Source organism: Parafrankia colletiae (assembly GCF_001854655.1).
In the GTDB taxonomy this organism is placed as follows: Bacteria; Actinomycetota; Actinomycetes; order Frankiales; family Frankiaceae; genus Parafrankia; species Parafrankia colletiae.
In genome coordinates, this window is record NZ_MBLM01000137.1 from 52,522 (window position 1) to 77,173 (window position 24,652).

The 24,652-nt window shown below is 72.6% G+C and carries 20 protein-coding genes; 13 read left to right on the forward strand and 7 right to left on the reverse strand.

What is annotated here, in order from left to right:
* The first annotated feature begins 59 nt into the window (after positions 1 to 59).
* Positions 60 to 371: a hypothetical protein gene (locus CC117_RS23520; RefSeq protein WP_071087700.1), complete on the forward strand. Its 312-nt coding sequence runs from the start codon at positions 60 to 62 to the stop codon at positions 369 to 371.
* A 138-nt stretch (positions 372 to 509) separates the two neighbouring features.
* Here the strand turns inward: CC117_RS23520 and CC117_RS23525 are convergent, their stop codons facing one another.
* On the reverse strand, positions 510 to 698 hold the full coding sequence (locus CC117_RS23525) for a hypothetical protein (RefSeq protein ID WP_071087702.1): 189 nt from the start codon (positions 696 to 698) through the stop codon (positions 510 to 512).
* 328 nt (positions 699 to 1,026) lie between these two features.
* On the opposite strand from CC117_RS23525, the gene CC117_RS23530 reads away from it, so the two are divergent.
* The 3 genes from CC117_RS23530 (at position 1,027) to CC117_RS23540 (ending at position 6,984) form a co-directional block, all read left to right on the forward strand.
* Positions 1,027 to 1,461 carry a MarR family winged helix-turn-helix transcriptional regulator gene (locus CC117_RS23530; protein ID WP_241830354.1) on the forward strand — a complete coding sequence of 145 codons (435 nt, stop codon included), beginning with the start codon at positions 1,027 to 1,029 and terminating at the stop codon, positions 1,459 to 1,461.
* Positions 1,458 to 5,408 (forward strand): ABC transporter ATP-binding protein, encoded by a 3,951-nt coding sequence (locus CC117_RS23535; protein WP_071087707.1) that lies wholly within the window; start codon positions 1,458 to 1,460, stop codon positions 5,406 to 5,408. The genes CC117_RS23530 and CC117_RS23535 overlap by 4 nt, the downstream gene beginning before the upstream one ends.
* A 130-nt stretch (positions 5,409 to 5,538) precedes the next feature.
* The gene (locus tag CC117_RS23540) at positions 5,539 to 6,984 is read left to right on the forward strand and encodes an MFS transporter (protein WP_241830355.1); all 1,446 of its coding nucleotides are present in this window, start codon (positions 5,539 to 5,541) and stop codon (positions 6,982 to 6,984) included.
* 15 nt (positions 6,985 to 6,999) lie between these two features.
* Here the strand turns inward: CC117_RS23540 and CC117_RS23545 are convergent, their stop codons facing one another.
* Positions 7,000 to 9,078: a DHA2 family efflux MFS transporter permease subunit gene (locus CC117_RS23545; protein ID WP_241830359.1), complete on the reverse strand. Its 2,079-nt coding sequence runs from the start codon at positions 9,076 to 9,078 to the stop codon at positions 7,000 to 7,002.
* 213 nt (positions 9,079 to 9,291) lie between these two features.
* On the opposite strand from CC117_RS23545, the gene CC117_RS23550 reads away from it, so the two are divergent.
* Positions 9,292 to 9,753: a MarR family winged helix-turn-helix transcriptional regulator gene (locus CC117_RS23550; protein ID WP_071087712.1), complete on the forward strand. Its 462-nt coding sequence runs from the start codon at positions 9,292 to 9,294 to the stop codon at positions 9,751 to 9,753.
* A gap of 63 nt (positions 9,754 to 9,816) precedes the next feature.
* Here CC117_RS23550 and CC117_RS23555 read toward each other — a convergent pair whose 3' ends face one another.
* Complete coding sequence (locus tag CC117_RS23555; RefSeq protein ID WP_071087738.1) at positions 9,817 to 10,446, reverse strand: TetR family transcriptional regulator; 630 nt, start codon at positions 10,444 to 10,446, stop codon at positions 9,817 to 9,819.
* Between the two features lie 131 nt (positions 10,447 to 10,577).
* On the opposite strand from CC117_RS23555, the gene CC117_RS23560 reads away from it, so the two are divergent.
* Positions 10,578 to 12,206 carry an MFS transporter gene (locus CC117_RS23560; RefSeq protein WP_071087714.1) on the forward strand — a complete coding sequence of 543 codons (1,629 nt, stop codon included), beginning with the start codon at positions 10,578 to 10,580 and terminating at the stop codon, positions 12,204 to 12,206.
* Positions 12,207 to 12,299: 93 nt separating this feature from the next.
* Here the strand turns inward: CC117_RS23560 and CC117_RS23565 are convergent, their stop codons facing one another.
* Positions 12,300 to 13,046 carry a TetR/AcrR family transcriptional regulator gene (locus CC117_RS23565; protein WP_084132659.1) on the reverse strand — a complete coding sequence of 249 codons (747 nt, stop codon included), beginning with the start codon at positions 13,044 to 13,046 and terminating at the stop codon, positions 12,300 to 12,302.
* A 58-nt stretch (positions 13,047 to 13,104) separates the two neighbouring features.
* The gene (locus CC117_RS23570) at positions 13,105 to 14,553 is read right to left on the reverse strand and encodes an MFS transporter (RefSeq protein WP_071087742.1); all 1,449 of its coding nucleotides are present in this window, start codon (positions 14,551 to 14,553) and stop codon (positions 13,105 to 13,107) included.
* A gap of 377 nt (positions 14,554 to 14,930) precedes the next feature.
* On the opposite strand from CC117_RS23570, the gene CC117_RS23575 reads away from it, so the two are divergent.
* The 6 genes from CC117_RS23575 (at position 14,931) to CC117_RS23600 (ending at position 22,105) form a co-directional block, all read left to right on the forward strand.
* On the forward strand, positions 14,931 to 15,572 hold the full coding sequence (locus CC117_RS23575) for a TetR/AcrR family transcriptional regulator (RefSeq protein ID WP_071087716.1): 642 nt from the start codon (positions 14,931 to 14,933) through the stop codon (positions 15,570 to 15,572).
* Positions 15,573 to 15,614: 42 nt separating this feature from the next.
* Positions 15,615 to 17,789: a HelD family protein gene (locus CC117_RS23580; protein WP_071087718.1), complete on the forward strand. Its 2,175-nt coding sequence runs from the start codon at positions 15,615 to 15,617 to the stop codon at positions 17,787 to 17,789.
* 131 nt (positions 17,790 to 17,920) lie between these two features.
* Complete coding sequence (locus CC117_RS23585) at positions 17,921 to 18,664, forward strand: ABC transporter ATP-binding protein (RefSeq protein WP_084132663.1); 744 nt, start codon at positions 17,921 to 17,923, stop codon at positions 18,662 to 18,664.
* A 5-nt stretch (positions 18,665 to 18,669) separates the two neighbouring features.
* Positions 18,670 to 20,010, forward strand: a complete 1,341-nt coding sequence (locus CC117_RS23590; protein WP_241830356.1) for an FtsX-like permease family protein — start codon at positions 18,670 to 18,672, stop codon at positions 20,008 to 20,010.
* Between the two features lie 11 nt (positions 20,011 to 20,021).
* Positions 20,022 to 21,347 (forward strand): sensor histidine kinase, encoded by a 1,326-nt coding sequence (locus CC117_RS23595; RefSeq protein ID WP_241830357.1) that lies wholly within the window; start codon positions 20,022 to 20,024, stop codon positions 21,345 to 21,347.
* Between the two features lie 50 nt (positions 21,348 to 21,397).
* Positions 21,398 to 22,105 (forward strand): LuxR C-terminal-related transcriptional regulator, encoded by a 708-nt coding sequence (locus CC117_RS23600; RefSeq protein ID WP_071087746.1) that lies wholly within the window; start codon positions 21,398 to 21,400, stop codon positions 22,103 to 22,105.
* Here the strand turns inward: CC117_RS23600 and CC117_RS23605 are convergent.
* Positions 22,065 to 23,060: a DUF5996 family protein gene (locus CC117_RS23605; protein ID WP_071087748.1), complete on the reverse strand. Its 996-nt coding sequence runs from the start codon at positions 23,058 to 23,060 to the stop codon at positions 22,065 to 22,067. The two genes, CC117_RS23600 and CC117_RS23605, sit on opposite strands and share 41 nt — an antisense overlap.
* A gap of 127 nt (positions 23,061 to 23,187) precedes the next feature.
* Here CC117_RS23605 and CC117_RS23610 point away from each other — a divergent pair, with 127 nt between their 5' ends.
* A complete protein-coding gene (locus CC117_RS23610) occupies positions 23,188 to 23,487 on the forward strand; it encodes a hypothetical protein (protein WP_071087723.1) in 300 nt (99 codons plus the stop codon).
* A 75-nt stretch (positions 23,488 to 23,562) separates the two neighbouring features.
* On the opposite strand, the gene CC117_RS36615 is transcribed toward CC117_RS23610, so the two are convergent.
* Positions 23,563 to 24,291 carry a hypothetical protein gene (locus CC117_RS36615; protein ID WP_131803125.1) on the reverse strand — a complete coding sequence of 243 codons (729 nt, stop codon included), beginning with the start codon at positions 24,289 to 24,291 and terminating at the stop codon, positions 23,563 to 23,565.
* Between the last annotated feature and the right edge of the window lie 361 nt (positions 24,292 to 24,652).

Here is a 24,652-nt window from a genome sequence, read left to right on the forward strand (position 1 = left end):
AGCGTTCGCCTCGCGTCTTCACCACCTCCTGAAACATTCATGGTGAAAGGAATCACTAAATGACCCAGCAGCAGGAGCAGCAGCGTCAGCAGGTGGAGCAGCAGCTTCGTCAGAACTGGCGTCAGCTGCGCTACCGCCTCCTCGACCAGTTCGGTCAGGWCAGCACGGCGGACCTGGACGCTGCCACCGGCATCAACGACCTTGTCGCGCGGATCGCGGACAAGACGCACCACAGCGAGCGGTACGTCGAGAACCGCCTGCGCGAGCTGGTCGGCGTCGGCGGCGCCCAGGGCGGGCTCTCCGGCGAGCGTTTCGGCGGCGGTGACCAGGGCCAGCAGGGCCAGCAGAACCAGCCGTTCGGCAACCAGTAGTCAGCTCTTGCGTAGTTAGCACTTCCACCGGGCAGGCGCGGCGAGGAACACGACTCCACCCGCCGCGCCGGTCCGGTCCCRCCCGGCCCGGGCAGCACTCAGCCCGGGCCGGGCATCCTGTGCCCGTCTGATGCCGCGCTACTGCGGGCCGGCGACCGTCTCGACGCGACGYCCCGCGAGCAGCGACCGGAATTCAAGAAGATCATCGATCAGCGCCTGGTTGTCATTCGTGCGGGGAAGTCGGCGCAGCTCCTCGAGCATAGCGTCGGTTTCCGTCATGGTGGGAACACCGTCGATCGAGGCAGCTATCGTGACGATATCGGCCATGGGAACACCGCCTGTCAGAGCTCTCGGCCACGTCACCTGGTCCGTCCAGGCGCGCTGAACTTTTCCAGAATTACACTCGGCTATGTACCCGGTGTTAAGCCGGGCCACCTTCCGCGTTACGGCGACAGTTGGTCCTGATGCGCTGCGTGACTTTTCGTCCCGATGTGGTGGGCCGGTCTGCCGCGGTGGCCCGCGCCGTCTCCGTCCCGGCGATCCCGGGGTCCGGCGCTCCGGCGGTCCCAGTGATCCCGACATGGGTGTGTATGCGGTTTGCGGTGCGGGCTCGTGGTACTAGTTCGGACCTCGAACCAGTTGCTAGTGTCGAACCGTGTTGTCTGACGTCCCCGTCGACGCGGTCCGGGCTGTGGTGCGGCTGTCCCGCCTGTTCGAGCGGTCGCTGGACGGCCTGAGCCTGGCCCAGTACCGGGTGCTCGCCCAGATCGCGGCGGGCGACGAGCGGGCGTCCCGGATCGCCCGCCGGCTCGCGCTCGGCAAGCCGGCTGTGAGCGCGACCGTCGAGTCGCTGCGCCAGCGAGGCCTGCTGGTCCGGGGCGGTCTCGACGAGGACAGGCGGGTCACACCGCTGAGCCTGACCCCGCAGGGCCGGTCCGTCCTCGACGCCGCCGAGCGGGTGATGACCGAGGCGCTGGGTGAGGTTCTCGCCCACACCCCCGACGCTGATGCCGCCGGCACCGTGCTTCTGCAGCTTGGCGACGCCCTCGAGGAGATCCTGAGCGAACGCGCCCGGTGGCAGGATCGATGAGCGCCTCCACGCCCACGCCCACGCCCACGCCCGTGCCCGTGCCCGCCCAGGCCGGCTGGCTGCGTGGGTTGTGGCACTACCTGATGTGCCATCGCCGCGATCTCGTCCTGGCGCTGCTGGCGGCGCTGCTCGGCAGTGCCTGTCAGGCGGTGGTCCCGCTGATCGCGCGCCACATCGTCGACGACGTGATCGTGCGGCGGGCATCCCCGCTGTGGCCGTGGCTGCTTGTGCTGTTCCTCGCTGCGGCCGGCGCGTTCGGCTTCGCCTACGTGCGCCGGTACCGCGGCGGACGGGTGGCGCTCGGCGTGCAGTTCGACCTGCGCAACGCGATGCACGATCATCTGCAGACCCTGGACCAGGACAGCCTGTCCCGGATGCCCACCGGGCAGCTGGTGGCGAGGGCGAACTCGGACTCGGCGCTTGTGCAGGGCCTGCTCAGCCTGCTGCCGATCATGATGGGCAACGTCATCATGATGATCACCGCGCTGATCGTCATGATCGTTCTCTCGCCGCCCCTCGCGCTCATCAGCCTCGTCGTCATCCCGGTGCTGTTCGCGCTCTCCTACCGGCTGCGGTCGCGGGTCTTCCCTGCCACCTGGGACGGCCAGCAGCGTGAGGGCGCCGTCGCCCAGATCGTCGACGAGGACGTCAACGGCGTGCGGGTGGTCAAGGCGTTCGGCCAGGAGGATCGCGAGGTGGGCCGCGTCGTCGAGGCGGCCGCCGACCTCTACGGGTCCCGGATGCGGGCGGTGCGGCTGCGGGCCCGCTACCAGCCGCTGCTGGAATCCGTTCCCGCGCTGGCCCAGGTGGCGATCCTGGCCGTGGGCGGCTGGATGGCCCTGAACGGCCAGCTGACGATCGGCACCTTCCTCGCCTTCTCCACCTATGTCGGGCAGTTCGCGGCCCCGACCCGCCAGCTGGCCGGTGTGCTCACGGTCGGGCAGCAGGCCAGGGCCGGCGTCGAACGGATCTTCCAGCTGTTGCGCCTCGCCCCGGCCATCGCGGACGCTCCCGAAGCCGTGGAGCTCCCGCCGACGCGCGGCGAGATCCGCTTCGAGGGGGTGGAGTTCGCCTACCCGGACGGTCCGCCGGTGCTGCGCGGTTTCGACCTCCACATCGTCGCCGGGGAGCGGGTGGCGCTCATCGGGGCCAGCGGCAGCGGCAAGTCCACGGTGGCCGCGCTGCTGAGTCGCTTCCACGACCCCGATGCCGGCCGGGTGACGATCGACGGCCAGGACCTGCGGTCCGTCCGGCTGCGGTCGCTGCGCTCGCAGGTCGGCGTCGCCTTCGAGGAGAGCTTCCTGTTCTCCGACTCGGTGCGGGCCAACATCGCGTACGGCCGGCCCGACGCCACTGACGAGCAGGTCGAGACGGCGGCGCGGGCGGCGGCCGCGCACGAGTTCGTCCTCGCCCTGCCCCGCGGCTACGACACGATCGTCGGCGAGCGCGGCCTGTCGCTGTCCGGCGGGCAGCGTCAGCGGATCGCGCTGGCCCGGGCGCTGCTCACCGACCCCCGCATCCTCGTCCTGGACGACGCGACGAGTGCCGTGGACGCCCACACCGAGGAACACATCCACGCCGCGCTGCGGGAGCTGCTGCCCGGGCGTACCACGATCCTCATCGCCCACCGTGTCTCGACACTGCATCTGGCCGACCGGATCGTGGTGGTCGAGAACGGACAGGTCATCGATGCGGGGGCCCACGAGGAACTGACGGGACGCAGCGCCGCCTACCGGACGCTCCTGGCCGGCCTCGACTCCGATCCGGCGGACGCCCCGGCCGACCAGGCGGAATCGCTGGCTGCCCGGACCTCCGCGACCGCCGAGCGGGACCAGAGGGCCGGACCGAGCTCGGTGTCTGCCACAGCTCCAGCGACCGTACCCGCACCCGGTTCAGCGCCGCGGCGTGGGCATGGTGGCGCCGGGGTCGGCGTCCCGAGCCTCGGCGCCGGTCTCGGTGGCGGGGGCAGCTGGCGGCTGAACCTGGCGCCGACACCGGAGCTGCTGGCCCGGGTCGCCGCCCTGCCGCCGGTGCGGGACGTCGCCGACATCGACGTCGCGGCCGAAAGCCAGCCGRACCCCCAGTTCAGCCTCCTGAGGGTGCTACGCCGGTTCCRCCGCCCGCTGCTGCTCGGGCTGCTGCTGGTGATCGGCGACGCGGCGGCCAGCCTGGCCGGGYCGGTGCTGGTGAAGACGGGTGTCGACAACGGTGTCGCCCGCGGCTCCTCGGGCGTGCTGTGGGCGGCGTCCGCCGCGTTCCTGGTGGTGACGCTCGCCGACCTGCTCGACCAGATCGGCGAGACCTTCGTGACGGGCCGCGCCGCCGAACGGATCATGCTCTCGCTGCGGATCAGGATCTTCGCGCAGTTGCAGCGTCTCTCCCTGGACTACTACGAGCGCGAGATGTCCGGTCGGATCATGACCCGGATGACCACCGACATCGACCAGTTCGAGTCGCTGATCGAGAACGGGCTGCTGGCGGCACTGGTCTCGTTCGTCACGTTCGCCGGAGTCGGTGTGGCCCTGCTGACCATCAACCCGGAGCTCGGCGGTCTGACACTGCTGGTCATCGTCCCGCTGGCCGCCGCGACCGTGGTCTTCCGGCGCCGGGCCGCCGGGTACTACGACCTCTCCCGAGAACGCATCGCGATCGTCAACGCCGACTTCCAGGAGAGCCTGTCCGGCATCCGGGAGGCGCAGGCGTTCGTGCACGAGGCGGCGACCGTCGAGCACTTCCGCGGGCTGGGGCGTGACTACCTGAGCTCGCGGCTCGCGGCACAGCGGCTCGTCGCCATCTACTTCCCGTTCGTCCAGTTCCTCTCCGCGGTGGCCGACGCGATCGTGCTCGGCGTCGGGTCCGCGCTCGTCGTTCACGGCCAGCTGAGCGTTGGCGTGCTGATCGCCTTCATCCTCTATATCGACTTGTTCTTCTCGCCGATCCAGCAGCTGTCCCAGGTCTTCGACGCCTGGCAGCAGACCCGCGTGTCGGTGGCGCGCATCGCCGAGCTGATGCGGCTGCGGACCCTCACCCCACCGGCGGAGAACCCGCTGGTACCCGGGCGGCCGCGTGGCGAGCTGGTGTTGGAAGGGGTGCGCTTCGCCTACCCGGCCACGCCCACGCCGCTGCAGGCCACGCCGTCGCAACGCTCCGCCGGCGGCGGYCTCGCCACCGGCCCCGGCTCCGGCGCCCGTGCGGTCGGCCCCGCCGACCCCCGTTTCGCCCGGTTGGAGACCGCCGCCGCGACCCGGGCACCCGAGGCGCTGCGCGGGGTCGACCTGCGCATCGCCGCCGGGGAGACCGTGGCCCTCGTGGGCGAGACCGGTGCCGGCAAGTCGACGGTGATGAAGCTGATCGCCCGCTTCTACGACCCGGACGACGGCGCCGTCCGCCTCGACGGGGCCGATCTGCGGGCTCTCGACCTCGGCGCCTTCCGTAGCTGGCTCGGCTATGTGCCGCAGGAGGCGTTCCTGTTCAGCGGGGCCGTCCGGGACAACATCGCCTACGGGCGGCCCGAGGCCACCGATGCCGAGGTGGAGGCGGCTGCCCGCGCGGTCGGCGCGCACGAGTTCATCGCCGCGCTGCCCGGGGGCTACCACCACGAGGTCGCCGAGCGGGGCCGCTCGCTGTCAGCCGGGCAGCGCCAGCTCATCGCGCTCGCCCGGGCCGAGCTCGTCGATCCGGTGCTGCTCCTGCTCGACGAGGCGACCTCCAACCTGGACCTGGCGACCGAGCGCCGGGTCGCCGCCGCCACGGCGCGCCTCGCCCGCACGCGGACCACGATCGTGATCGCRCACCGGCTGCAGACAGCCCGCACCGCCGACCGGATCGTCGTCCTCGACAGCGGCGCCGTCGCCGAGATCGGCTCGCACGACGAACTGATCGCCGCCGACGGGCACTACGCCTCGATGTGGCGCGCCTTCGAACTTGTCGGCTCACCCGCCACCTGAAAGCCGGCGCCACCGGTCTCGCCTGTTCGCGGATTACGACCGGTAATGACACGTTACGTTCTCTGTACAGTGGCCAACCGAGTCGCTCGGCCGGTCAGCCCGATGCGCCGAGGGCCAGCGGGAGGTTCGCTTGACGTCAGCGGGCCGGGCGGCGGGCGGTAGACGGATCACCGCGCGTCGCGCCGTCCGCGGGATGCTGGCCGATCTCACGCCGCTCCGGGCCTACCCCGCCTACCGCCGGCTGTGGGCCGGCGAGACCGTGTCGACGATCGGTACCCAGATCACCACCACGGCGGTCGCGGTGCAGGTCTACRACATCACCGGATCGTCCTTCCTGGTGGGCCTGGCCAGCCTGGTGGCACTGGTGCCGCTGGTCGGGTTCGGGCTGATCGGCGGTGCAATCGCGGACAGTGTCGACCGGCGCCGGCTCGCGCTGCTGACCTCCGGCGGGCTGGCGGCGGTCTCGGCCGGGCTGGTCCTGTTCGCCCTCGCCCGGCACGGCCAGAGCCACGGCCACGTGGCCGGCGGGGGAGACGCACCCGGTGTCGGTGCTGGCCTCGGCGCTGTCTGGCCGCTCCTCCTGCTCGTCGCCGCGCAGTCGGGGCTGGCCGCGGTCGACGGGCCCGCGCGGCGGGCGATGACCCCCAACCTGGTGGCGCTGCGCGACCTGCCGGCCGCGACAGCCCTGACCCAGATCGGGTTCACCGCCGCGATGACCGTCGGGCCGCTGATCGCCGGCACCAGCATCGCGGCCGGGGGCTACCCGCTCGCCTACGGCCTTGACCTGGTCACCTTCGCCGCGGCGCTGTACGGGCTCTTCCGGCTGCCCGCCATGCCCCCCGCGGCCCCCGCGCCCCCCGATCCGTCCGCGCCGCCGGCGGTGCGGGCAGCGGCGGTGACATCCCGACGGCGGGTGGCCAGCGTCGGTGAGGGGCTGCGGTTCCTGCGCGGCCAGCCCGTCCTCATGATGACGTTCGTCGTCGACATCATCGCGATGGTCTTCGGTATGCCACGGGCGCTGTTCCCGGAGCTCGCCCGCACCCAGTTCGGAGGCGGGAGCACGACCGCCGGGCTGATGTACTCCGCGGTCGCCGCCGGGGCCCTGCTCGGCGCCGGGCTGTCCGGTCCGCTCGGGCGGGTTCGCCGTCAGGGTGCGGCGGTCGTGGCGGCCATCGTGGTGTGGGGCGGGGCGATCGCCGCGTTCGGACTGGTTCACAACATCGCGCTCGCCGTGTTGCTGCTCGCCGTCGCCGGCGCCGCAGACCTGGTCAGCGCGGTCTTTCGGACGTCGATCCTGAACGTCGCCACACCGGACGCCCTGCGCGGACGACTGCAGGGGGTCTTCCTGGTCGTCGTCGCCGGCGGCCCGCGTATCGGCGACCTGGAGTCGGGTACCGCAGCATCCCTGGTCTCGCCGGCGTTCTCCGTGGTCAGCGGGGGACTGGCCTGCATCGGCGGGGTCCTGGCGGCGGCCGTCGCCGTGCCCGCGCTGGTGCGCTACGACGCGACGACGGCGGTCGCCGAGGCCGAGCGGGCGGCGGTTGCGGTGCCGCCCGCCGGTGCCGCCCCTTCATGACGTCGTGCCGGAGGCTCAGGTCGCGGCGGCGGTGGTGACGGCCTTCTCGGCCCCGGCGGACGGGCTGGTCTGGTCGTCCTCGATCGGCTCCTCGGTCGCGTCCGCGTGCGGCTGCGCCTCCGGCTCCGGCTTTGGTTCCGCGTCCGCGTCCGGCTCCTCGGTCGCGTCCGCGTGCGGCTCCGCGTCCGGCTCCGGCTCCGGCTCCGGCTTTGGTTCCGCGTCCGCGTCCGGCTCCTCGGTCGCGTCCGCGTGCGGCTGCGCCTCCGGCTCCGGCTTTGGTTCCGCGTCCGCGTCCGGCTCCTCGGTCGCGTCCGCGTGCGGCTGCGCCTCCGGCTCCGGCTTTGGTTCCGCGTCCGCGTCCGGCTCCTCGGTCGCGTCCGCGTGCGGCTCCGCGTCCGGCTCCGGCTCCGGCTCCGGCTTTGGTTCCGCGTCCGCGTCCGGCTCCTCGGTCGCGTCCGCCTGCGGCTCCGCGTCCGCGTCCGCCTCCGGCAGCGGCTCCGCGTCCGGCTCCTCTACTGGTACCGGCTCTTTCACCAGCAGCGGGTCCTGCACCGCGGGCGGAACCTGTGCCGGCGGTGGGTTCTGCGCCGGGACGACGGCGGCACCACCGGCGGCCGCGGCAGGCCGGCGGGGCAGGAACAGGCCGGCGAGCAGGCCGGCCGCGGTCAGCCCGACCACCCACCAGAACGTCGCGCCGAACGCGCTGCCGATCTCGTCGGCGACCGCCGGCGGCAGCTCGGTCTGCCGGGCGGCCTCCAGCCCGCCGCCGCCCGCACCTGGCACGCGGGTGGAGATGGCGTGCTGCAGCTCGACGGCGACCAGAGCCGTCGCCAGCGACCCGCCGACCCGCTGCAGGATGTTGAGCGTCGTCGTGGCCCGGGGCACCGCCGCGGGGGAGAGAGTCTGGTAGGCCGCGCTCATCGCGGGCATCATCGAGGCGCCGAACCCGAGCCCGCGCACGAACAGGAAGGCCGCGAGCGCCATCTCGTTGGTGTGGGCGTCGATCTGGGTGAGGGCGAGGGTGCCCAGCAGGCTGACGGCCATGCCGATCGGGACGACGTACCCGGCGCCGCGGCGGTCGGCCAGCCGGCCCGCCAGCGGCATCGCGACCATCGCACCGAGCCCCTGTGGGACGAGGGACAGGCCGGCGGCCAGCGCGCTCTGGCCTCGTGCGATCTGGAAGTAGAGCGGGAGCAGGAACATCGCGCCGAACAGGGTGGCGCCGACCATGAAGGTGGCGACGCCGGCGAAGCTGAACGTGCGGTCGCGGAACAGCCGCAGATCGAGCAGGGCGTCGGCCCGCCGCAGGGCGTGCACGACGAAGCCGACCAGCGCGACCACGCCGACGGCGACGCTGACCTGGACCTCCACCGATCCGAAGCCRCCGTCGGAGCCGGCCTGGGAGAGGCCGTAGACGAGCGCGGCGAGGCCGGGGGAGATCAGCAGCAGGCCGGGCACGTCGAGCCGGTGGTGTGCCTGCCCGTGATCGTCTCGCGGGAGCACCCGCCAGGCGGCGACCAGCGCGACCGCGCCGAGCGGCAGGTTGACGAAGAAGATCCAGCGCCAGTCGAGGTTGTCAACGATCAGCCCGCCGATGACCGGACCGAGGATCGGCGCGATCAGGGTGGGAATCCCGACGACGTTCATGATGCGGTTCATCCGCGTCGGCCCGGCGGCCCGAGCCAGCAGGGTCATGCAGATCGGCAGGATCATCCCCCCGCCGAGGCCCTGCACGACCCGGAAGGCCACCAGGCTCTCCGCCGACCAGGCCGCGCCGCACAGCGCGCTGCCGGCGAGGAACAGGACCAGCGAGATGTTCCACATGCGGGTCGCGCCGAAGCGCTCGATGGCCCACCCGGTGAGCGGGATGACGATGGCGAGCGCCAGCAGATAGCCGGTCGTGATCCAGGAGACCGTGGACAGGGAGGCGTCGAAGTCCCGGCCGAGGGTGTCGATGGCGACGGCTACGATCGTCGTGTCCAGGATCGCCATGATCGCGCCGAGGGTGACCGTGAGCGCCAGGCGGCGCAGCGCCGGGTCGATCTCCGTGCTGGGGCCGGCTGGCGGCTGGCTCCTACCCGCGCCGTCGGCCATCGCGGTCCGGGCGGGCGCGCCTGCCTCGCTGGACGGTTCTTTTCCCGGTGCGTGCTCGGGCACGGGCTCTCCGATGCATCCGCCGATGGTCGCCGGTGCAGCCCGGCGGCTCTGACGTCGACCAGCATCCGCCGTTCGTTGAGGATCGTCAAATATTTAGTCGTGTCCATGATGTGGGGGGTGCGTGGGGCCCCGGGAAGGTACCGTCGAGGCGTGATCAGTCCAGTCGCCGGGGAGGCGTGGCTTGCGGTGCAGGCACTGGTCCTCGGCGGGGCGGGGCACCGGCAGATGCACCGTGTCTGCCAGGAGGCGGACATCCCGCCCGGGGCCCTGAAGGTGCTGATGATGCTGCCCGACGGGTCACGCCCGATGCGCGAGCTGGTCAGCGCCTTCCGCCTGGACCCCTCCTACCTGACGARCATGGTCGACGCACTGGAGCGGCGTGGGTTCGCCCGGCGCGAGCCGCACCCGACCGACAGGCGGGCCAAGACGGTCGTCATGACCGAGGAGGGGCGGCGGATGGTGGCCCGGGCACGGGAGCAGATGGCGGTCGCGCCGCCCTCGTTCGAGGTGCTCTCCCCGGCGGAACAGGAGCAGCTGCTGTCGCTGCTGCTGCGGGTGCTCGATGCGGAGCCGGACATCCCCGCGGTGATACGTCCCAGCACGCGGTCCTGACCGCTGCTGCTTCGAACCCGAGCCAGGGGTCGCAGTCGCGGCTCGCGACCGGGGCGCGCGGTGTCAGGAAACGGTTGTGCCGGCCGTGTGTGCGACCTGGCTGTCGGCGCTGACGAGGATGGCGTCGAGGGCCGGGGCGAGCCGGTCGAAGGCCCGCCCGGTGAGCTCGAGCAGGTCGAGCTGGCCGTCGGCGGACTCCCAGTGGGTGAGCACGGCATCCAGGGTGGCGAGCGCCCAGTTGGTGAGCAGCCGGGGGAGGAGCGGGTCGTGTGCGGCCCCCAGCCGGGTGGTGATCGAGGCGGTCAGCACGGCGGTCCACTCCCGCTGCGCCTCGGCCAGGCGGGTGTGCAGCGCCGRCTGGCTGGCGACCATGCGCAGCACGGCGAGCGTGGGCGCGGGGTTGTCGGCGCATTCCCTGAGCACGGTGATGGCCGCGGCGCGTAACGATGCGATGACYGGCTCGTCGGACGGGCGGGCCGCCACCATGGTCTCGAAGCCGCCCATCCGGAAGATCTCGGTGACGACGTCGTCCTTCGTCGGGTAGTAGCGGAAGAACGTGCGCGGAGAGACCTCCGCCGCTGCGGCGATGTCCTCGATCGTCGTCGCCTCGTAGCCACGTTCCGTGAACAGCCGGGTGGCGGCGGCGGCGAGTGCCTCGCGTGTGCGTTCCTTCTTCGCTTCTCGAAGACCCATCGCCGGCACCCCCTTTCAGGCGGCCCATCCTAGCAATCGTGGCAGTCGAATGTTAAATGGCACACGGTTGCCACTTTCCTGTCGGGGTGTGAGGCTTGACGAGCCCCCTTCCGACTGAGCGGAGAAGCTTGATGACCGCACCCTCTTCCGCGCCTGCCCAGCGGCGGCCCGCCGCCACGGCGGGGAAGCCCACCGGCCCGGGGAAGCAGCCCGGCAGGCTGGAACAGCTGCGGTCCAACCCGTGGCTGACCCTGGTCAGCGTCGCCCTCGGTGTGATCATGGTGGGCCTCGACGGCACCGTCGTGTCGATCGCGAACCCGTTCATCGCCCGTGACCTCGACGCCAGCCTGCAGAGCCTGCAGTGGGTGACCAACTCCTACCTGCTGGCGCTGGCCGTCCTGCTGATCGTCGGCGGCAAGCTCGGTGACCGTTTCGGCCGCAAGAAGGTCTTCCTCGTCGGCATCGCCGGGTTCGCGGCGACCTCGCTGATGGTCGGCCTGTCCGGCAGCATCGGTGAGGTCATCGTGTGGCGCGCGCTGCAGGGCGTGTTCGGTGCGCTGCTGATGCCGAACACGCTGGCGCTGCTGCGTTCGGTGTTCCCCGCCGAGCGGCTGAACTCCGCGATCGGCATCTGGAGCGCGAGCTCCGCGATCTCCATCGCGGCCGGGCCGATCGTCGGTGGCCTGCTGATCGAGAACGTCTCGTGGGAGTCCGTGTTCTACCTGAACGTCCCGGTCGGCGTGATCGCGCTGATCGTCGGCATCGCGGTGGTGCGGGAGAGCCGCAACGAGGAGCCCGGCCAGAAGTTCGACCCGGCCGGCCTGCTGTTGCTCTCCGGCGGTCTGTTCGCGCTCGTCTACGGCGTGGTCAAGGCGCAGTCGTGGGGCTGGGGCAGTCTGAACACGATCGGTTTCCTCGGTGGTGCCGCGGTGCTGCTGGTGCTCTTCGTCCTCGTCGAGCTGCGCGTGTCCCAGCCGCTGCTGTCGATGTCGCTGTTCCGCGACAGATCGGTTTCCCTCGGCAGCGTGCTGGTGATGGTCAACTTCTTCGCGATGTTCGGCGTGCTGTTCTTCCTCACGCTCTACCTGCAGAACGTCCACGGATACTCGGCTGTCGAGACCGGTGTGCGGCTGCTCCCGCTCACCGTGGTCTTCATGTTCGGCAGCCCCGTCGCCGCCTCRCTCACCACCCGTTACGGTCCGCGGGTACCGATCGGTATCGGCATGCTGCTGAYGTCCGCCGCCCTGTTCTGGATGACGGGCCTCAGCACGGACTCGTCCTACATGCTGCTGTGGCCGCCGCTGCTCGGCATCGGCATCGGCATCGCGTTCGTGGCGGTCGCCTCGGCCGAGGCGATCGTGGGGAACGCGCCGCTGGAGCTCTCTGGTGTGGCCGGCGGTCTGCAGAGCACCGCCATGCAGCTCGGCGGCGCGATCGGGACGTCCGTGCTCGGCTCGATCCTGGCCGCGCGGGTCGACGGTGTGCTCGCCCAGAAGACGGTGAACGCCGGCGCTCCCGCGGACGTCGCCGCCCAGGTCGCCCAGAGCGGAGAAGCTGTCACCCAGGGCCTCGCACCTGTGCCACCGGGTGCCTCCCCGCAGCTCGCCGACGCGGTGACCGCGGGCGCCCACGCCGCGTTCATGTCCGGCCTGCACGTCGCCCTGCTGGTGGGGGCCGTGATCGCCCTGCTCGGCGCGCTGGCCGCCCCGCTGATCCGGTCCAGCGGACGTCCGACGGACGGCCCGGTGATCATCCACTGATGTGATCGGGGTACCGGCCCGGCGTCGAGAGGCGCCGGGTCGGGCGTCGTGGAGCCGCACCACCTGGGCAGCGCGGCCCGACCGCGCGGACTGTCAGATGTTGGTGACGGGTGGATGTGTGAGCGGGGCGGCCCCGGGGCGCAGCGCCGCCAGCAGCAGATCCATGTAGCGCTGGACGGCCGCCGGGCTGGTGTCGGCGGACATGTCGATCACGCCGCGGAGCGACCAGAGGACCATGACGACGTCCAGCGTGGTGACGTCCGGACGGATCGTGCCGGCCGCCTGGGCTTCGGTGAGCAGTTCGCCGAGCGTCGCACGGAACGCGGTGCGCAGCTCGTCGGGCATCGCCGTGTCGAACGCCCGCATCATGTAGCCGCGCTTGCTGACCTGCAGGAGCGCGCACTGGCGCAGCGTCCGCTCCAGGCCTGCGCCGTCGGCGGCACCGAGCTCGGCCCGGGCACCTTCCAACAGCTCGCGCAGCAGATCCTCGGCGATCTGGCGGAGCAGATGCTCCTTGGTGGGGAACCGACGGTAGAGCGTGCCGACCCCCACCTCGGCCCGGCGGGCGATGTCCTCCACGCAGGCGTCGAGGCCGCGCTCGGCGAAGACGGCACAGGCAGCGCTGATGATCCGGTCGCGGTTGCGCGCCGCGTCCTGCCGCAGGCGAGGCGGCCGGTGGGCGGCCCCACTCGTTGGCTCGTCGTCGACCCCACCCGCCGGCTGGCCGCCGGCCGTCAGCGGCGCAGCGGCTACCTCCGGACCTCCGGAGGGCCGCTGGGCGCCGGGGCTCGACGGGTCGACGTCGGCCGGTGCCGGTGCCGGTGCCCTCAGGCTGCTCATGCGTCCCCTCCTGCTGGCTGGTCGACCGGCCTCGGCCGCGGGGCCGTCGGAGCCTCCGCTAGTCGACCAGCTCGGCCCCGGCGACGAGCGCCGTCTCCGGATGCTCGTGGGCGCCTGAGCGCCTCAGGATGACAGTCTCGTTCCTGACGCGGGGAATGAGCAACGCCACCAGGGCGGCGACAGCGCTCGCCACGGCAAGGAACAGGAACCCGTGGCTGTAGCCGCTCGCCCTGGGCAGCCCGCCCGCGCTCGCGCCGCCCGCGACCAGTACCGCCATCACGGCGGCGCCGATCGAGCCGCCGATGGTCCGGATGTTCGCGTTCATGCCGCTTGCCACCGCGGTCTGCGTGGGCGGGACTGACTCGACGATGATGTTCGCCATCGCGGCGAAGACGAACCCCATCCCCACGCCGAACAACGAGGACGCGAGCACGATCTGCCAGGCGTGGTCGTTGACGTAGGCGAACATGACCAGCGGGAGAACGCTGAGCAGCGACCCGCCGACCACCGCGACACGCGACCCGACCGCTGCCGTGACCCGCCCGCTGACCATGCTCATGAGGAACATCGTGAGCGTCATGGGCAGGGCGTAGAGACCGGACTCGGTGACGCTTGCTCCCAGGCCGTAGCCAGTGCTGGTCGGCGTCTGCAGGAACGCCGGCAGGAACGACATCGTCCCGTACAGGCCCATGCCGAACAGCAGCGCCACGAGGTTCGCCGTCCACACCGGGYGCAGCCGCATCATCTTCAGGTCGATCAGTGGCTCGCGGGCGCGGTCCTCGGCGATCAGCCACAGGGTGCCCAGCACGAGCGCCGCGGCGAACAGCCCCAGGACCGCCGGCGACGTCCAGCCCCAGTTCCTGCCTTCGCTGACGCCGAGCAGCAGGGCGATGAGCCAGCCCGCGAGCAGGACGCCGCCGAACCAGCTGACCCGCCCGGGCCTGCGGTTGCGCGACTCCGGGACGAACTTCGCGGCGGCGGCCGCGGCGAGCAGAATGACGATCATCGGCGCCCAGAACAGCCAGTGATAGCCGAAGGCCGACTCGATCGGACCGGCGAGCACCAGACCAACCCCGCCGCCGACGGCGGTCAGCGCGGCCACGATGCCGACGGCGGAGCCGAGCTTCTCCGCGGGCAGCTCGTCGCGCAGGATCCCGAAGGAGAGCGGCAGGATCGCACCGCCGCACCCCTGGATCACCCGACCGACGATCATCAGCCCGATGCCTGTGGCCAGCGCCGACACGAGCGCACCCAGGCCGAGGAGCAGCAGGGCGAAGACGAAGACCTTCTTCTTGCCGATCATGTCGCCGACGCGGCCGAGGATCGGCGTGGCCACCGAGGCCGCGAGGAGATAGGAGGTCATCACCCAGGTGACCGTGTTCTGGTCGGTGTGCAGCTCCCGCTGGATCGTCGGCAGCACCGGACCGACGAGCGACTGCAGCAGCGCGAACGCCGCCGTCCCCGCCATGACGACCCCGAAGGTCAACCGGTAGGTACCGGGTCTCATCCATACCCCTTCCGCGCCGCCCCGGAGCACCAGGCGGCCGCCCTGGCCGGCGGGCATCCGCCTCGGCCACCGAGAAGTGGAATCCAGATTCCGCTACCTGTCAAGGCGGACACCTGGTGGTCGGACTTCTCCTTACCGGGTTCAGGTACGATCCGAGGCAAATAAATGACTCGGTAAAGATTCTTTCGCGATCGGTCGTGGGTTGATCGCGGGTCGGTCGTGATCGGTGGAGGTGTCAGGGATGCGTCCAGGTGTGGGCCGGGAGACCGGCCGTGGAACAGGTCGTGGAACAGGTCACGGGCCAGGTCGGAGAGCCCGTCGGCTGACGGGTGGGCGAAGGGCGGCACCGGTGGGCGGGATGTGACCCGGCGCCCGCGGTGACCCGGGAGCCGGTAGGGCTGCGGGAGCGGAAGAAGCAGCGCACCCACGACGCACTGTCGGCGGCGGCCATCGCGCTGTTCCTCGAGCGCGGGTTCGACAACGTGTCCGTCGCTGAGGTGGCAGCCGCGGCGGAGGTCTCGAAACCGACGCTGTTCGCGTACTTCCCCACCAAGGAGGACCTCGTCCTCCACCGCATCGCCGACCACGACGGCGAGGCCGCCCGGGTGGTACGGACCCGGCCGCCAGGCACCGCGCCGCTGCCCGCGCTGGAGGAGCACCTCCTCGCCGGCCTGGCGCGGCATGACCCGGTGACCGGTCTCAACGACCACCCGGAGGTCCTCGCCTTCCACGGGATGGTCTTCGCCACCCCGAGCCTGGCCGGGCGGGTGGCGCAGTACGCGTCGCGGGACGAGGAGGCGCTGGCGGCCGCCCTCGGCGAAGCCGTGCCGACTGCCGGTGATCTCGCCGCGGCCCTGGCCGCGAGCCAGATCCTGGCTGTCCGCCGCGTACTCGCCCGGGAGAACTGGCGCCGGCTCTCCGAGCCCCGGGCCGTCGCCGCCGACGTTCTCCCCGACGCCGTCGCGGAGGCCCGACTGGCCTTCGGGGCGCTACGGAAGGGGCTGTCCGAGTTCGCTTGAACCCGCGGGACGCAGCTGCCCGGACGGAGGTCAGGAGTTCCCATGAACGCCGAGAGCACCGAGAACGCCGAGAATGAGAACGCCGAGAATGCTGAGAACGCTGAGAACACCGGGGAGCTGTCGGCGGAGCGCGCGTACCTGCGACGTGGCCTGCGTGCGCTGCGCGGGATGCACGAGCAGGCACGGGACACCGACATCCCCGGCGGCGACCCGGTCGTGGACAAGGTGACGATCGCGTACCTGCGGGCCGACAAGGCACGCCGGCTGGCCACCTTCACCGCGCACGACGACGCGGTGCCGCTGTTCTTCGGACGTCTCGACTACCGGACCGGCGAGTCCTCCGCGGTGCCGGCCCAGCCGGTGTACCTCGGGCGCCGCCATGTCCGGGAGGACGCGGGCGACGATCCCCTGGTGGTCGACTGGCGGGCCGGTGTCGCCCGCCCGTTCTACCGTGCGCACCGGGCCGACCCGATGGACGTCCGTGTACGCCGCCGCTTCGGCTTCGTGGACGGCGAGCTGACCGCCTTCGAGGACGAGGTGTTCCAGCCCGGCGGCGCTGGCAGCGCCGGAACGACGGGCGGGACGGGCGGGGCAGTCGGGGCGGGCGAGGGGGCGACGAGCGGCGAGAGCCTGCTTGAGCAGGAGATCCAACGGCCCCGGTCCGGGCCGATGCGGGACATCGTCGCGACGATCCAGCCGGAGCAGGACGAGATCGTCCGGGCGGACCTCGAGGTGAGCATCTGCGTCCAGGGTGCTCCGGGGACGGGCAAGACCGCCGTCGGCCTGCACCGGGCCGCGTACCTGCTGTACACGTACCGCGAGCGGCTGCGGCGCTCGGGCGTCCTCGTCGTCGGGCCCAACCGTGCCTTCCTCGGGTACATCGCGGCGGTGCTGCCGGCGCTGGGGGAGTTCACCGTCGAGCAGCGCAGCGTGGGCGACCTCCTGGACGGCACACCCGTGCGGGCCACGGATCCGGACGACGTCGCGGCGCTGAAGGGCGACGCGCGGATGGCGGTCGTGATCCACCGTGCCCTCCACGGCGCCATCGGCGACGTGACCAGGCCCGTCACGGTGGTCGCGCGGGAGGGCCGCTGGACGGTCGGCGCGGACGACGTCGCGGACCTGCTCCGCGCGACCCGCTCGGGCGCCTTCGGGTACGGCGCGGGCCGGGCCATGTTCGCCCGGCGGATCGCCGCCGCGGCGGCGCGGCGGGCGGAGCTTGCCGGGACGCACATCAGCGACGGCGGGATCGAGACACTCGCCCGCGGGCGGGCGGTCCGCGAGGCCGTCGAGGCGATCTGGCCGAAGGTCGACGGTGCGAAGCTCGTCCGCCGGCTGTTGAYGGACCCGCCCTTCCTGGCCGCGGCGGCCGACGGCGTGCTCACGGAGGTCGAGCAGGCACTGCTGCTCGCCGCCCGCGCCGCCTCCCGTGCCCGCGCCACCTGGTGGTCACTGGCCGACGCCTACTGCGTCGACGAGGCACGGCACCTGATCGAGCGCGTCCCCGGCTACGGCCATGTGATCGTCGACGAGGCCCAGGACCTGTCGGCGATGCAGTGCCGGGCGATCGGGCGCCGGTGCGCGGACGGGTCGCTGACCGTCCTGGGCGACCTGGCGCAGGGGACCACCGCCTGGGCCGCGGGCTCCTGGGCGACCACACTGGGCCACCTGGGCAAGCCGGCCGCGCACCTCGAGGTGCTCGAGCGCAGCCACCGGGTGCCCGCGCAGGTCCTGGAGTTCGCGAACCGGCTGCTGCCGCACATCGCGGCGAGCGTGCCGGCGGCGACCTCGGTCCGGAGCGTGGCGGGCGCGCTGACGGTGGTGCGGGCCGCCTCGGGCACGCTCGCGGCGGAGGTGGCGGCGCATGCCCGCCGGGTGCTGGCGTACGAGGGCTCGACGGCGGTGGTGGTGCCCGACGGGCAGACGGCCGTGATCGGCGCGGCGCTGCGCGACGCCGGGCTTCCCTTCGTCGAGCTGACGGACGACGCCGCTCCCCGGCGGGTGTCGCTGGTACCGGCCTCCCTGGCGAAGGGGCTGGAGTTCGACCACGTGGTGCTGGCCGACCCGGCCGCCGTCATCGAGGGAGAGCCGCTGCGGACGCACGGGCTGCGTCGTCTCTACGTGGCGCTCACCCGCACGGTGACCTCGCTGGTTGTCGTCGCCGTCGGCGACCCTCCCGCGGAGTTGGCGGAGCACGGCGGCGGGCGGCCCCTCTAGCCAGGGGGCGGGCCGGGGGTGGGGAGAACCCCACCAGCAGGACGCGGTCTGGGCCCATCGACCGGGACGGGCATGATCCATAGCGTCGTGGGTGCAGGTTCACACCGGCCTTCCACCCCTGGGAGCACACGTTGAACGCCTCCACCGCCGTCCTCGAAGTACATGATCTGGCGCGCACCTACGGCGAGGGCACCGGCTCGGTCGCCGCTCTGGCCGGGGTGTCCGCCGCCTTCGCCCGCGGCACCTTCACCGCCGTCATGGGACCCTCGGGCTCGGGCAAGTCCACCTTCCTGACCTGTGCCGCGGGGCTGGAGCCGCCGACGTCCGGCCGGGTGGTGCTCGACGGCGCGGACATCACCGACTGGGACGAGGAACGCCGCACCCGGCTGCGCCGCGAGCGGATCGGCTTCGTCTTCCAGGGCTTCCACCTGATGCCCTACCTGACGGCCGCGCAGAACGTGGGCCTGCCGCTGCGTCTCGCCGGGCGACGTCCGGACCGGGTGCGGGTGAGTGCCCTGCTGGAGCGGGTCGGGCTCGGCGAGCGGGCCGGGCACCTGCCGGCCGCGATGTCGGGCGGGCAGCGGCAGCGGGTCGCGATCGCGCGGGCGCTGGTCGCGGACCCGGCGGTGATCCTCGCCGACGAGCCGACCGGTGCGCTGGACTCGGCCACGGCCGCTTCCGTGCTCGAGCTGCTGCGCGGCTGCGTCGACGAGCTGGGCCAGACCGTCGTCATGGTCACCCACGACCCGGTCGCCGCGGCGTACGCCGACACGGTGCTGTTCCTGGTGGACGGGCGGGTCGCGGGCCGGATGGACCGCCCCACCGCCACCGCGGTCGCCGGCCAGCTGGCCCGTCTCGACGAGTGGGTCGCGTGATGGGCATGGTCTGGCTTGCGGTGCGCTCGCTGCGGCATCGCTACGCGGCGTTCACCGCCACATTCGTCGCCGTGCTGCTCGGGACGGCGCTGATGGGGTCGTTCGCGACGCTGGTGGAGACGGCCGCCGGCCCGGTGCCGGCGCAGGACGCGGAGTCCCTCACCGTGATGGGCGCCGTCGTCGGTGGCTGGGGTGCGGTGATCGTGCTGTTCTCGGTCGCGTCCACGGTCGGGCTGACGGTCGGTCAGCGCGACGTCGAGATCGGCCTGCTGCGCACGATCGGTGCCACCCCGCGGCAGGCCCGCCGGCTGGTGCGGGCGGAGACCCTGGTGGTCTGCCTGGTGGCCGCGGTGCTCGGCGCGCTGCTCGCCGCCGCCGGCGGGCGGGCGCTGCTCGCCGCGCTGGTCGCGGGCGACGTGGTGAGCGATGTCGAGTTCGGCGGCGGCGCGGTGTCGCTGCCGCTCACGGTGGTGGGGATCCTGCAGGTCTGCCTGGTCGCGGCGGCGATCGCCGGTCGCCGGGCGACCCGCGGGCCCGCCTCGGTCACCGCCGCCGACGACCTCGCCGGGGCACGTCCGATCCGCCGGTGGCGGGTGGCGCTGGCGCTCGTCCTGATCGCGTACGGGCTGGGTATGGGTGTCGTCACGGTGACGGTGAGCGGCAACTCCGACGACCCGTACGACGCGATGGCGACGTCCGGTTCGAGCTCGTTGCTGGTCGGTGTCGGCCTGGCCCTGCTCGGGCCGCTGCTGCTGCCGGTCGGCGCCCGGCTGGCCCGCCCCTTCCTCGGCGGCGGCGACGGTGCCGGTTACCTGGCCGGCTACACCGCGTCGCGGCGCGCGCACCTGCTCGGCGGGGTGCTCGGCCCGGTGGTGGTGCTGACGTCCGGTGCGGTCGGCACGCTGATGCTGGTCGGCGCGGACGGGCGCACCCTCGTCGGGGAGCCACCGGAAGGCACCGAGACGATCAACCTGCTCAACAACGTGGTGGTCGGCATGATCAGCCTGTTCGCGGCGATCATGGTGATCAACTCGTTCGCCGCGGTGGTCGCGCACCGGCGGGCGGAGCTGCGCCAGCTGTGGCTGGTCGGCGGAACCCGCGCGCAGATCGAGCGGTCGGTGGTGGCCGAGGCCGCGCTGGTGGCGGCGGTCGGAGTCGTGCTCGGGCTGGTCGGGTCGCTGGCCACGATCATCCCGTTCGGGCTGGCGCGGGGCGAGGGTGTGCTGCCGGACGGGCAGCTGTGGCTACCGCCCCTGCTCGTCGCCGGCGTGGCCGCGCTGACCATGCTGACCGCGCGCACACTCGTCCGCCGTGCGACCCGCTCCGCCGCGATACTGATTCCGTGAGCACCGGTCCCGTGAGCACCGGTCCCGTGAGCACCGGCCCCGTCAGCGCTGGTCCGGCGAGTGTGGGTCCGGCGAGCCGCGAGGTGATCGGCGGCGGGGCCGAGGGCCGGCGCGGGCTGCTCGCGCCGATCCGCGGTGTCGGCCCGGCGCCGGTCACCACTGCCGCGCTGCGCGAGCGGCTCCGCCTGACCGCCGTCTCTCTCGGCTACGCCCTGTCGATGGCGCCGTCGCTGGCCCTGGCGATCCTGTCCGTGCTCGCCGTCGCGCTGGGGCCGCTGACCGTCGGCCTCGTCCTCGCCCTCGGGGTGGTGCCGGCGACCGCCGTGCTCACCGCCGCCCACCGGCGTGTCAGCGGCGCGCTGCTCGGCCATCGCCTCACCGCCGAGTACGCGGACACCTCCGATCTCGTCCTGCTGGCCCGTCCGCTGCACTGGCTGCGGGATGGGGCCCGCTGGCGCGACGTGGCCTTCCTGTGGTTCTCCGCGAGCGGTGGCTTCGCCATGTCGCTCGTCCCGCCGGCTCTGCTGACGGGGCCGGTCATGTACCTGCTGCTGCTCGTGCTCGACCCCGGCTGGGTGTGGCTGCTGCTGGCGCTGCTCTCCGGGCCCGCGGTCTACGTGTGGTGGCTGGTCACCCCGGTGCTGGTCCGGGCCCGGGCGCTCACGGAGCGGGGCATCCTCGGCGGCTCCCGGATCGCCGAGCTGGAACGGCGGGTCGAACAGGTGACGGAGACGCGCAGTGCGGCGCTCGACCACTCGTCCGCCGAGATCCGGCGGATCGAACGCGACCTGCACGACGGGGCTCAGGCCCGGATCGCGGCCGTCGGCATGAGCGTCGGCCTCGCCGAGAAGCTCGTCGGCAGCGACCCGGAGGCGGCGGTCGAACTGCTGCGTGAGGCCCGCGCGACGACCGTCTCCGCGCTGGAGGACCTGCGGGCGGTGGTGCGCGGAATCCATCCGCCGGTGCTCGCCGACCGCGGGCTCGCCGGCGCCGTCGAGGCACTCGCGCTGACGCTCCCGCTGCCGGTCACGGTCTCCCTGACGATCGACCGCCGGCTGCCCGACCCGGTGGAGTCCGCCGCGTACTTCGCGGTGGCGGAGTGCCTCACCAACACGATCAAGCATGCCGGCGCGACGTTCGCCCAGGTCGCCGGCAGCTACGACGGCACGCTGCTGCGGCTCGTCGTCGGTGACGACGGCGTCGGCGGCGCGGACGCCACCGGTACCGGCCTGACCGGGGTGGCCCGCCGCCTCGCCGCGTTCGACGGGACGTTCCGCGTCGACAGCCCGGTCGGGGGGCCGACCACCGCCACCCTGGAGATCCCGTGCCGGACCTGAGCCCGGGGAGCCAGCCGGGTCCGCCGGGTCCGCCAGGTCCGCTGCGCCCGCTGACAGCCGTCGTCGCCGAGGACCAGGCCCTGCTGAGGGTCGGGATCGTCCGCATCCTGGCGGCAGGTGGCGTCGACGTCGTCGAGGCGGTCGAGGACGGGCCCGCGCTCACCGCGGCGCTGGCCCGCGACGACGTCGACATCGCGATCGTGGACGTCCGGCTGCCCCCGACGCGGACGACCGAGGGGCTTCAGGCGGCGATCGACGCCCGGCGGGCCCGTGGCCAGGTCCACCGCCGCCCGCGTTCCGGTCCCGGGCCGGGGCCTTTGCCGGTGCTGGTACTGAGCCAGTGGGTCGAGCCGCTCTACGCCCGGGACCTGCTTGCCTCCGGCGACGGGGCGGTCGGCTACCTGCTGAAGGACCGGGTCGCCGACGTCGACGAGTTCCTCGCCGCGGTGCGCCGGGTGGCGTCCGGCGGGACGGTTCTGGACCACGAGGTCGTCGCCCGGCTCGTCTCCCGGCGCGAGCAGCCGCTCGACCGGCTCACCGCCCGCGAGCGCGAGGTCCTGACACTGATGGCCGAGGGGCGGTCGAACACGGCCATCGCGGCCCGGCTCGTCATCACCGAGAAGGCCGTCGGCAAGCACACCAACAGCATCTTCACCAAACTCGATCTGCCGCTCGCCGCCGACGACAACCGCCGCGTGCTCGCCGTGCTCGCCTGGCTCAACGGGACGGACCTGCCCCGCCGGACGCCCCCTGGGTGACACGGGCCGGGAGCAGTTCCGGGTCGGTGACCCCGCCCGGGGAGGCGTAGCGGTCGATGTCCCAGCCGGCGAGGACCGCACCGGCCTGGTAGGCGTCACCCAGGAAGGCCAGGATGGCGGAACGCCGCTGGGCCGCCGAGTCGTCCGTCAGCGCGGACAGCGGGAGCACGGCCAGGTGGCTGCCACCGCGTTCCATCCACCGCGCGCCCGACGGGTGCAGGCGCGTCTCGGCGAGGCCCGGCGGCTCCGGGCTGGTGTACGAGTAGAACGCCGGTTCGGGCAGCATCTCGTCGCCGAACCAGAAGCCCGAACTGATCAGCTCCCGCGAGTAGGCCTCACGGGTCACCGGGTCCGTGTCGGGCGCCGGCTCGACGGCGCGGTCACGGAACCGGGTGTGCGCCATGTCGAAGGTGTGCCAGAAGTGGTGCACCGGGCTGACCTTGCCGGAGAACCCGGCGGCGAACTCCTCCAGCAGCAGGAAGACCTGGCTGAGCGTCTGCCAGTACCGCAGGGCCATCACCGGGTCATAGGCGGCGTGCTCGGTGTCCTTGGCGAACGGGCGCCCGGAGTCGGCCAGGTCGAAGGGGTGCGGATGGTCGAGGCGAACAGTGATTCCAAGATCGCTCAGGGCCCGCATCAGATGCGCGTAGAACGAGGCGACGGACCCGCCGGCGAGGGGAAAAGTGACCCGCTCGCCGTCGATGCAGTGGACGTCCAGCTCGTGYGAGACGAGGTCGACGTCGATGGTGAAGATCGGGTTGCCGTCGACCTGGCCCATCGGCCGCGAGGTGAGACCCCGTCCGGTGAGGTGCAGCGGGACGTTCCACCAGTGGTTGCGGCGCTGGYTGGCGGCCAGCCGGACCTTCCCGATCACCTGCAGGTAGCGGTGCAGCGTCTCCTTCGTGYCCGCCCAGGCCGACAGCGGGATCGCCGGCAGCATCTCGACCCTGTCCATCCCGTCCACCCCCGAATCGACTACCTTAGGTAGCCAGGGTGCTACGTCATCGGAACTGGGGCAACCTGAGAGCCGGCGGGCCAGGAGAGGCAAGGGAAGGCGAGGGAGGCTTCGCCAGGATGGTCTCGTGACGGTGACCTTCCTGATGATCGCCCGAATTCCCGATGGTGGGCTGGGCGCCTTCGACGCATACGAGGAGTCCGTGCTGCCCCTTCTCGCCTGCCATGGTGGGTGGCTTGACCGCCGGGTGCGATCGGTGGACGGGCGGACCGAAGCGCACCTGATCTCGTTCGAGAGCCAGGACGGGTTCTTTGCCTACCGCGATGATCCGCGTCGGAGGGYCGCGGCACCGGATTTCGCGGCCTCCGGTGTCCACGCGGAGCTGCTGGAAGTCGTCGACCTCCTCAGGCACGGCAGTGACGGCTGAGACAGCGGCTGCGCCCGCAGCGGCGCGGTCGTGGGCGGGAGGTGGGGCGAGAGTGGCGGAGGCCGACTCGGCCGACTACATCGTGGTCCCGAAGGCCATGAGGCCGAGCATGACCAGCGCGAGGGCGATCACGGCGACGGTCACGGTGGTGGCGACCCGCACCGAGCGCTGTTCGGCGAGATCGGCCCGCGCTGCCTCGGATTCGTACTCGTACGGGCACCGGGTGGAGTAGCGGGTGCTGCCCCGGCCGGCCGCGTTTCGGCCGGGCGGCGGGGTGGACGGCACGGCCACCCCGTTCGGCCCGCCGTAACCATGGACGGCGGCCGGGCGCGGCCCCACGCCGAGCGCACCCGGGTCGCAGATCGTGTACCAGCGGCGCATGTCCGGCCGCACCGACGTCACGAACGTGCGCAGGACGTCGCCCTGCCCGGCGCCCGTGGCCCTACGGAGTCCCGGCGGGACGGTTCCACGCATCGTCGGCTCCGCGGTGCCGCGCGGGCCGGTGCCAGCGCCTGTGCCGGTGCCCGCGCCTGCGCGCGGGCCTGTGCTGGTGCTGGTGCCTGTCGCGCCGGGGCGCGATCCGGCACCGGCAGCGCCGCGCCGGGCGTCGCCGCTCAGAGGCGGCTCCGGGGAGCCGGTGGCCGGGACGACCCCGCCGACCCGAGGGGAACCCGTGACGTTCTCGAGGCCGGCGATCCCGCCCGGCCCACTGTGCCCGGCGGGCCGGGCGAGGCCGGGACCGAGTCGGAGGAGATCGGGGTCCATGAGATCCCGGGGGCGCGGGATGTGCACAGTACGGTCCATCGGCGAGTCGGGTGGGACCGGGCCGGTGGCGGGGCGGTCCGGTCGCGACTGGAAGGGCATCGGCTGGAAGGGCACCGGCCGCGTGGCGGGGCCCATCGGAAGTTCACCGGTTCCGCTTTCTCCACCCATTGGTGACCGCTCCGTTCTGTAGGTGACCCGGCACACGTCGACGGGTGGTCCACTTGGGCAGCGCCCCCGGCCGGATGTCCGCCGGGCGCGTCGTCAGGATCCGCCGCCTCCACTGTTCGCCACCCCCGTCGGGGGTAGTGAGAACGTAGATGTGTGCGTGTGATCATGGGAGACATCTGCCAGGTGGGCATGGAAGCGTGCTGAAAGCGAGTGCGAACGGCACAACCTTTTT

Coding starts and splice junctions, on each gene's coding strand:
- CC117_RS23590 (WP_241830356.1), top strand. CDS start 18,670: ATGGTCTGGCTTGCGGTGCGCTCGCTGCGGCATCGCTACGCGGCGTTC.
- CC117_RS36615 (WP_131803125.1), bottom strand. CDS start 24,291: ATGGACCGTACTGTGCACATCCCGCGCCCCCGGGATCTCATGGACCCC.
- CC117_RS23565 (WP_084132659.1), bottom strand. CDS start 13,046: ATGAGCAGCCTGAGGGCACCGGCACCGGCACCGGCCGACGTCGACCCG.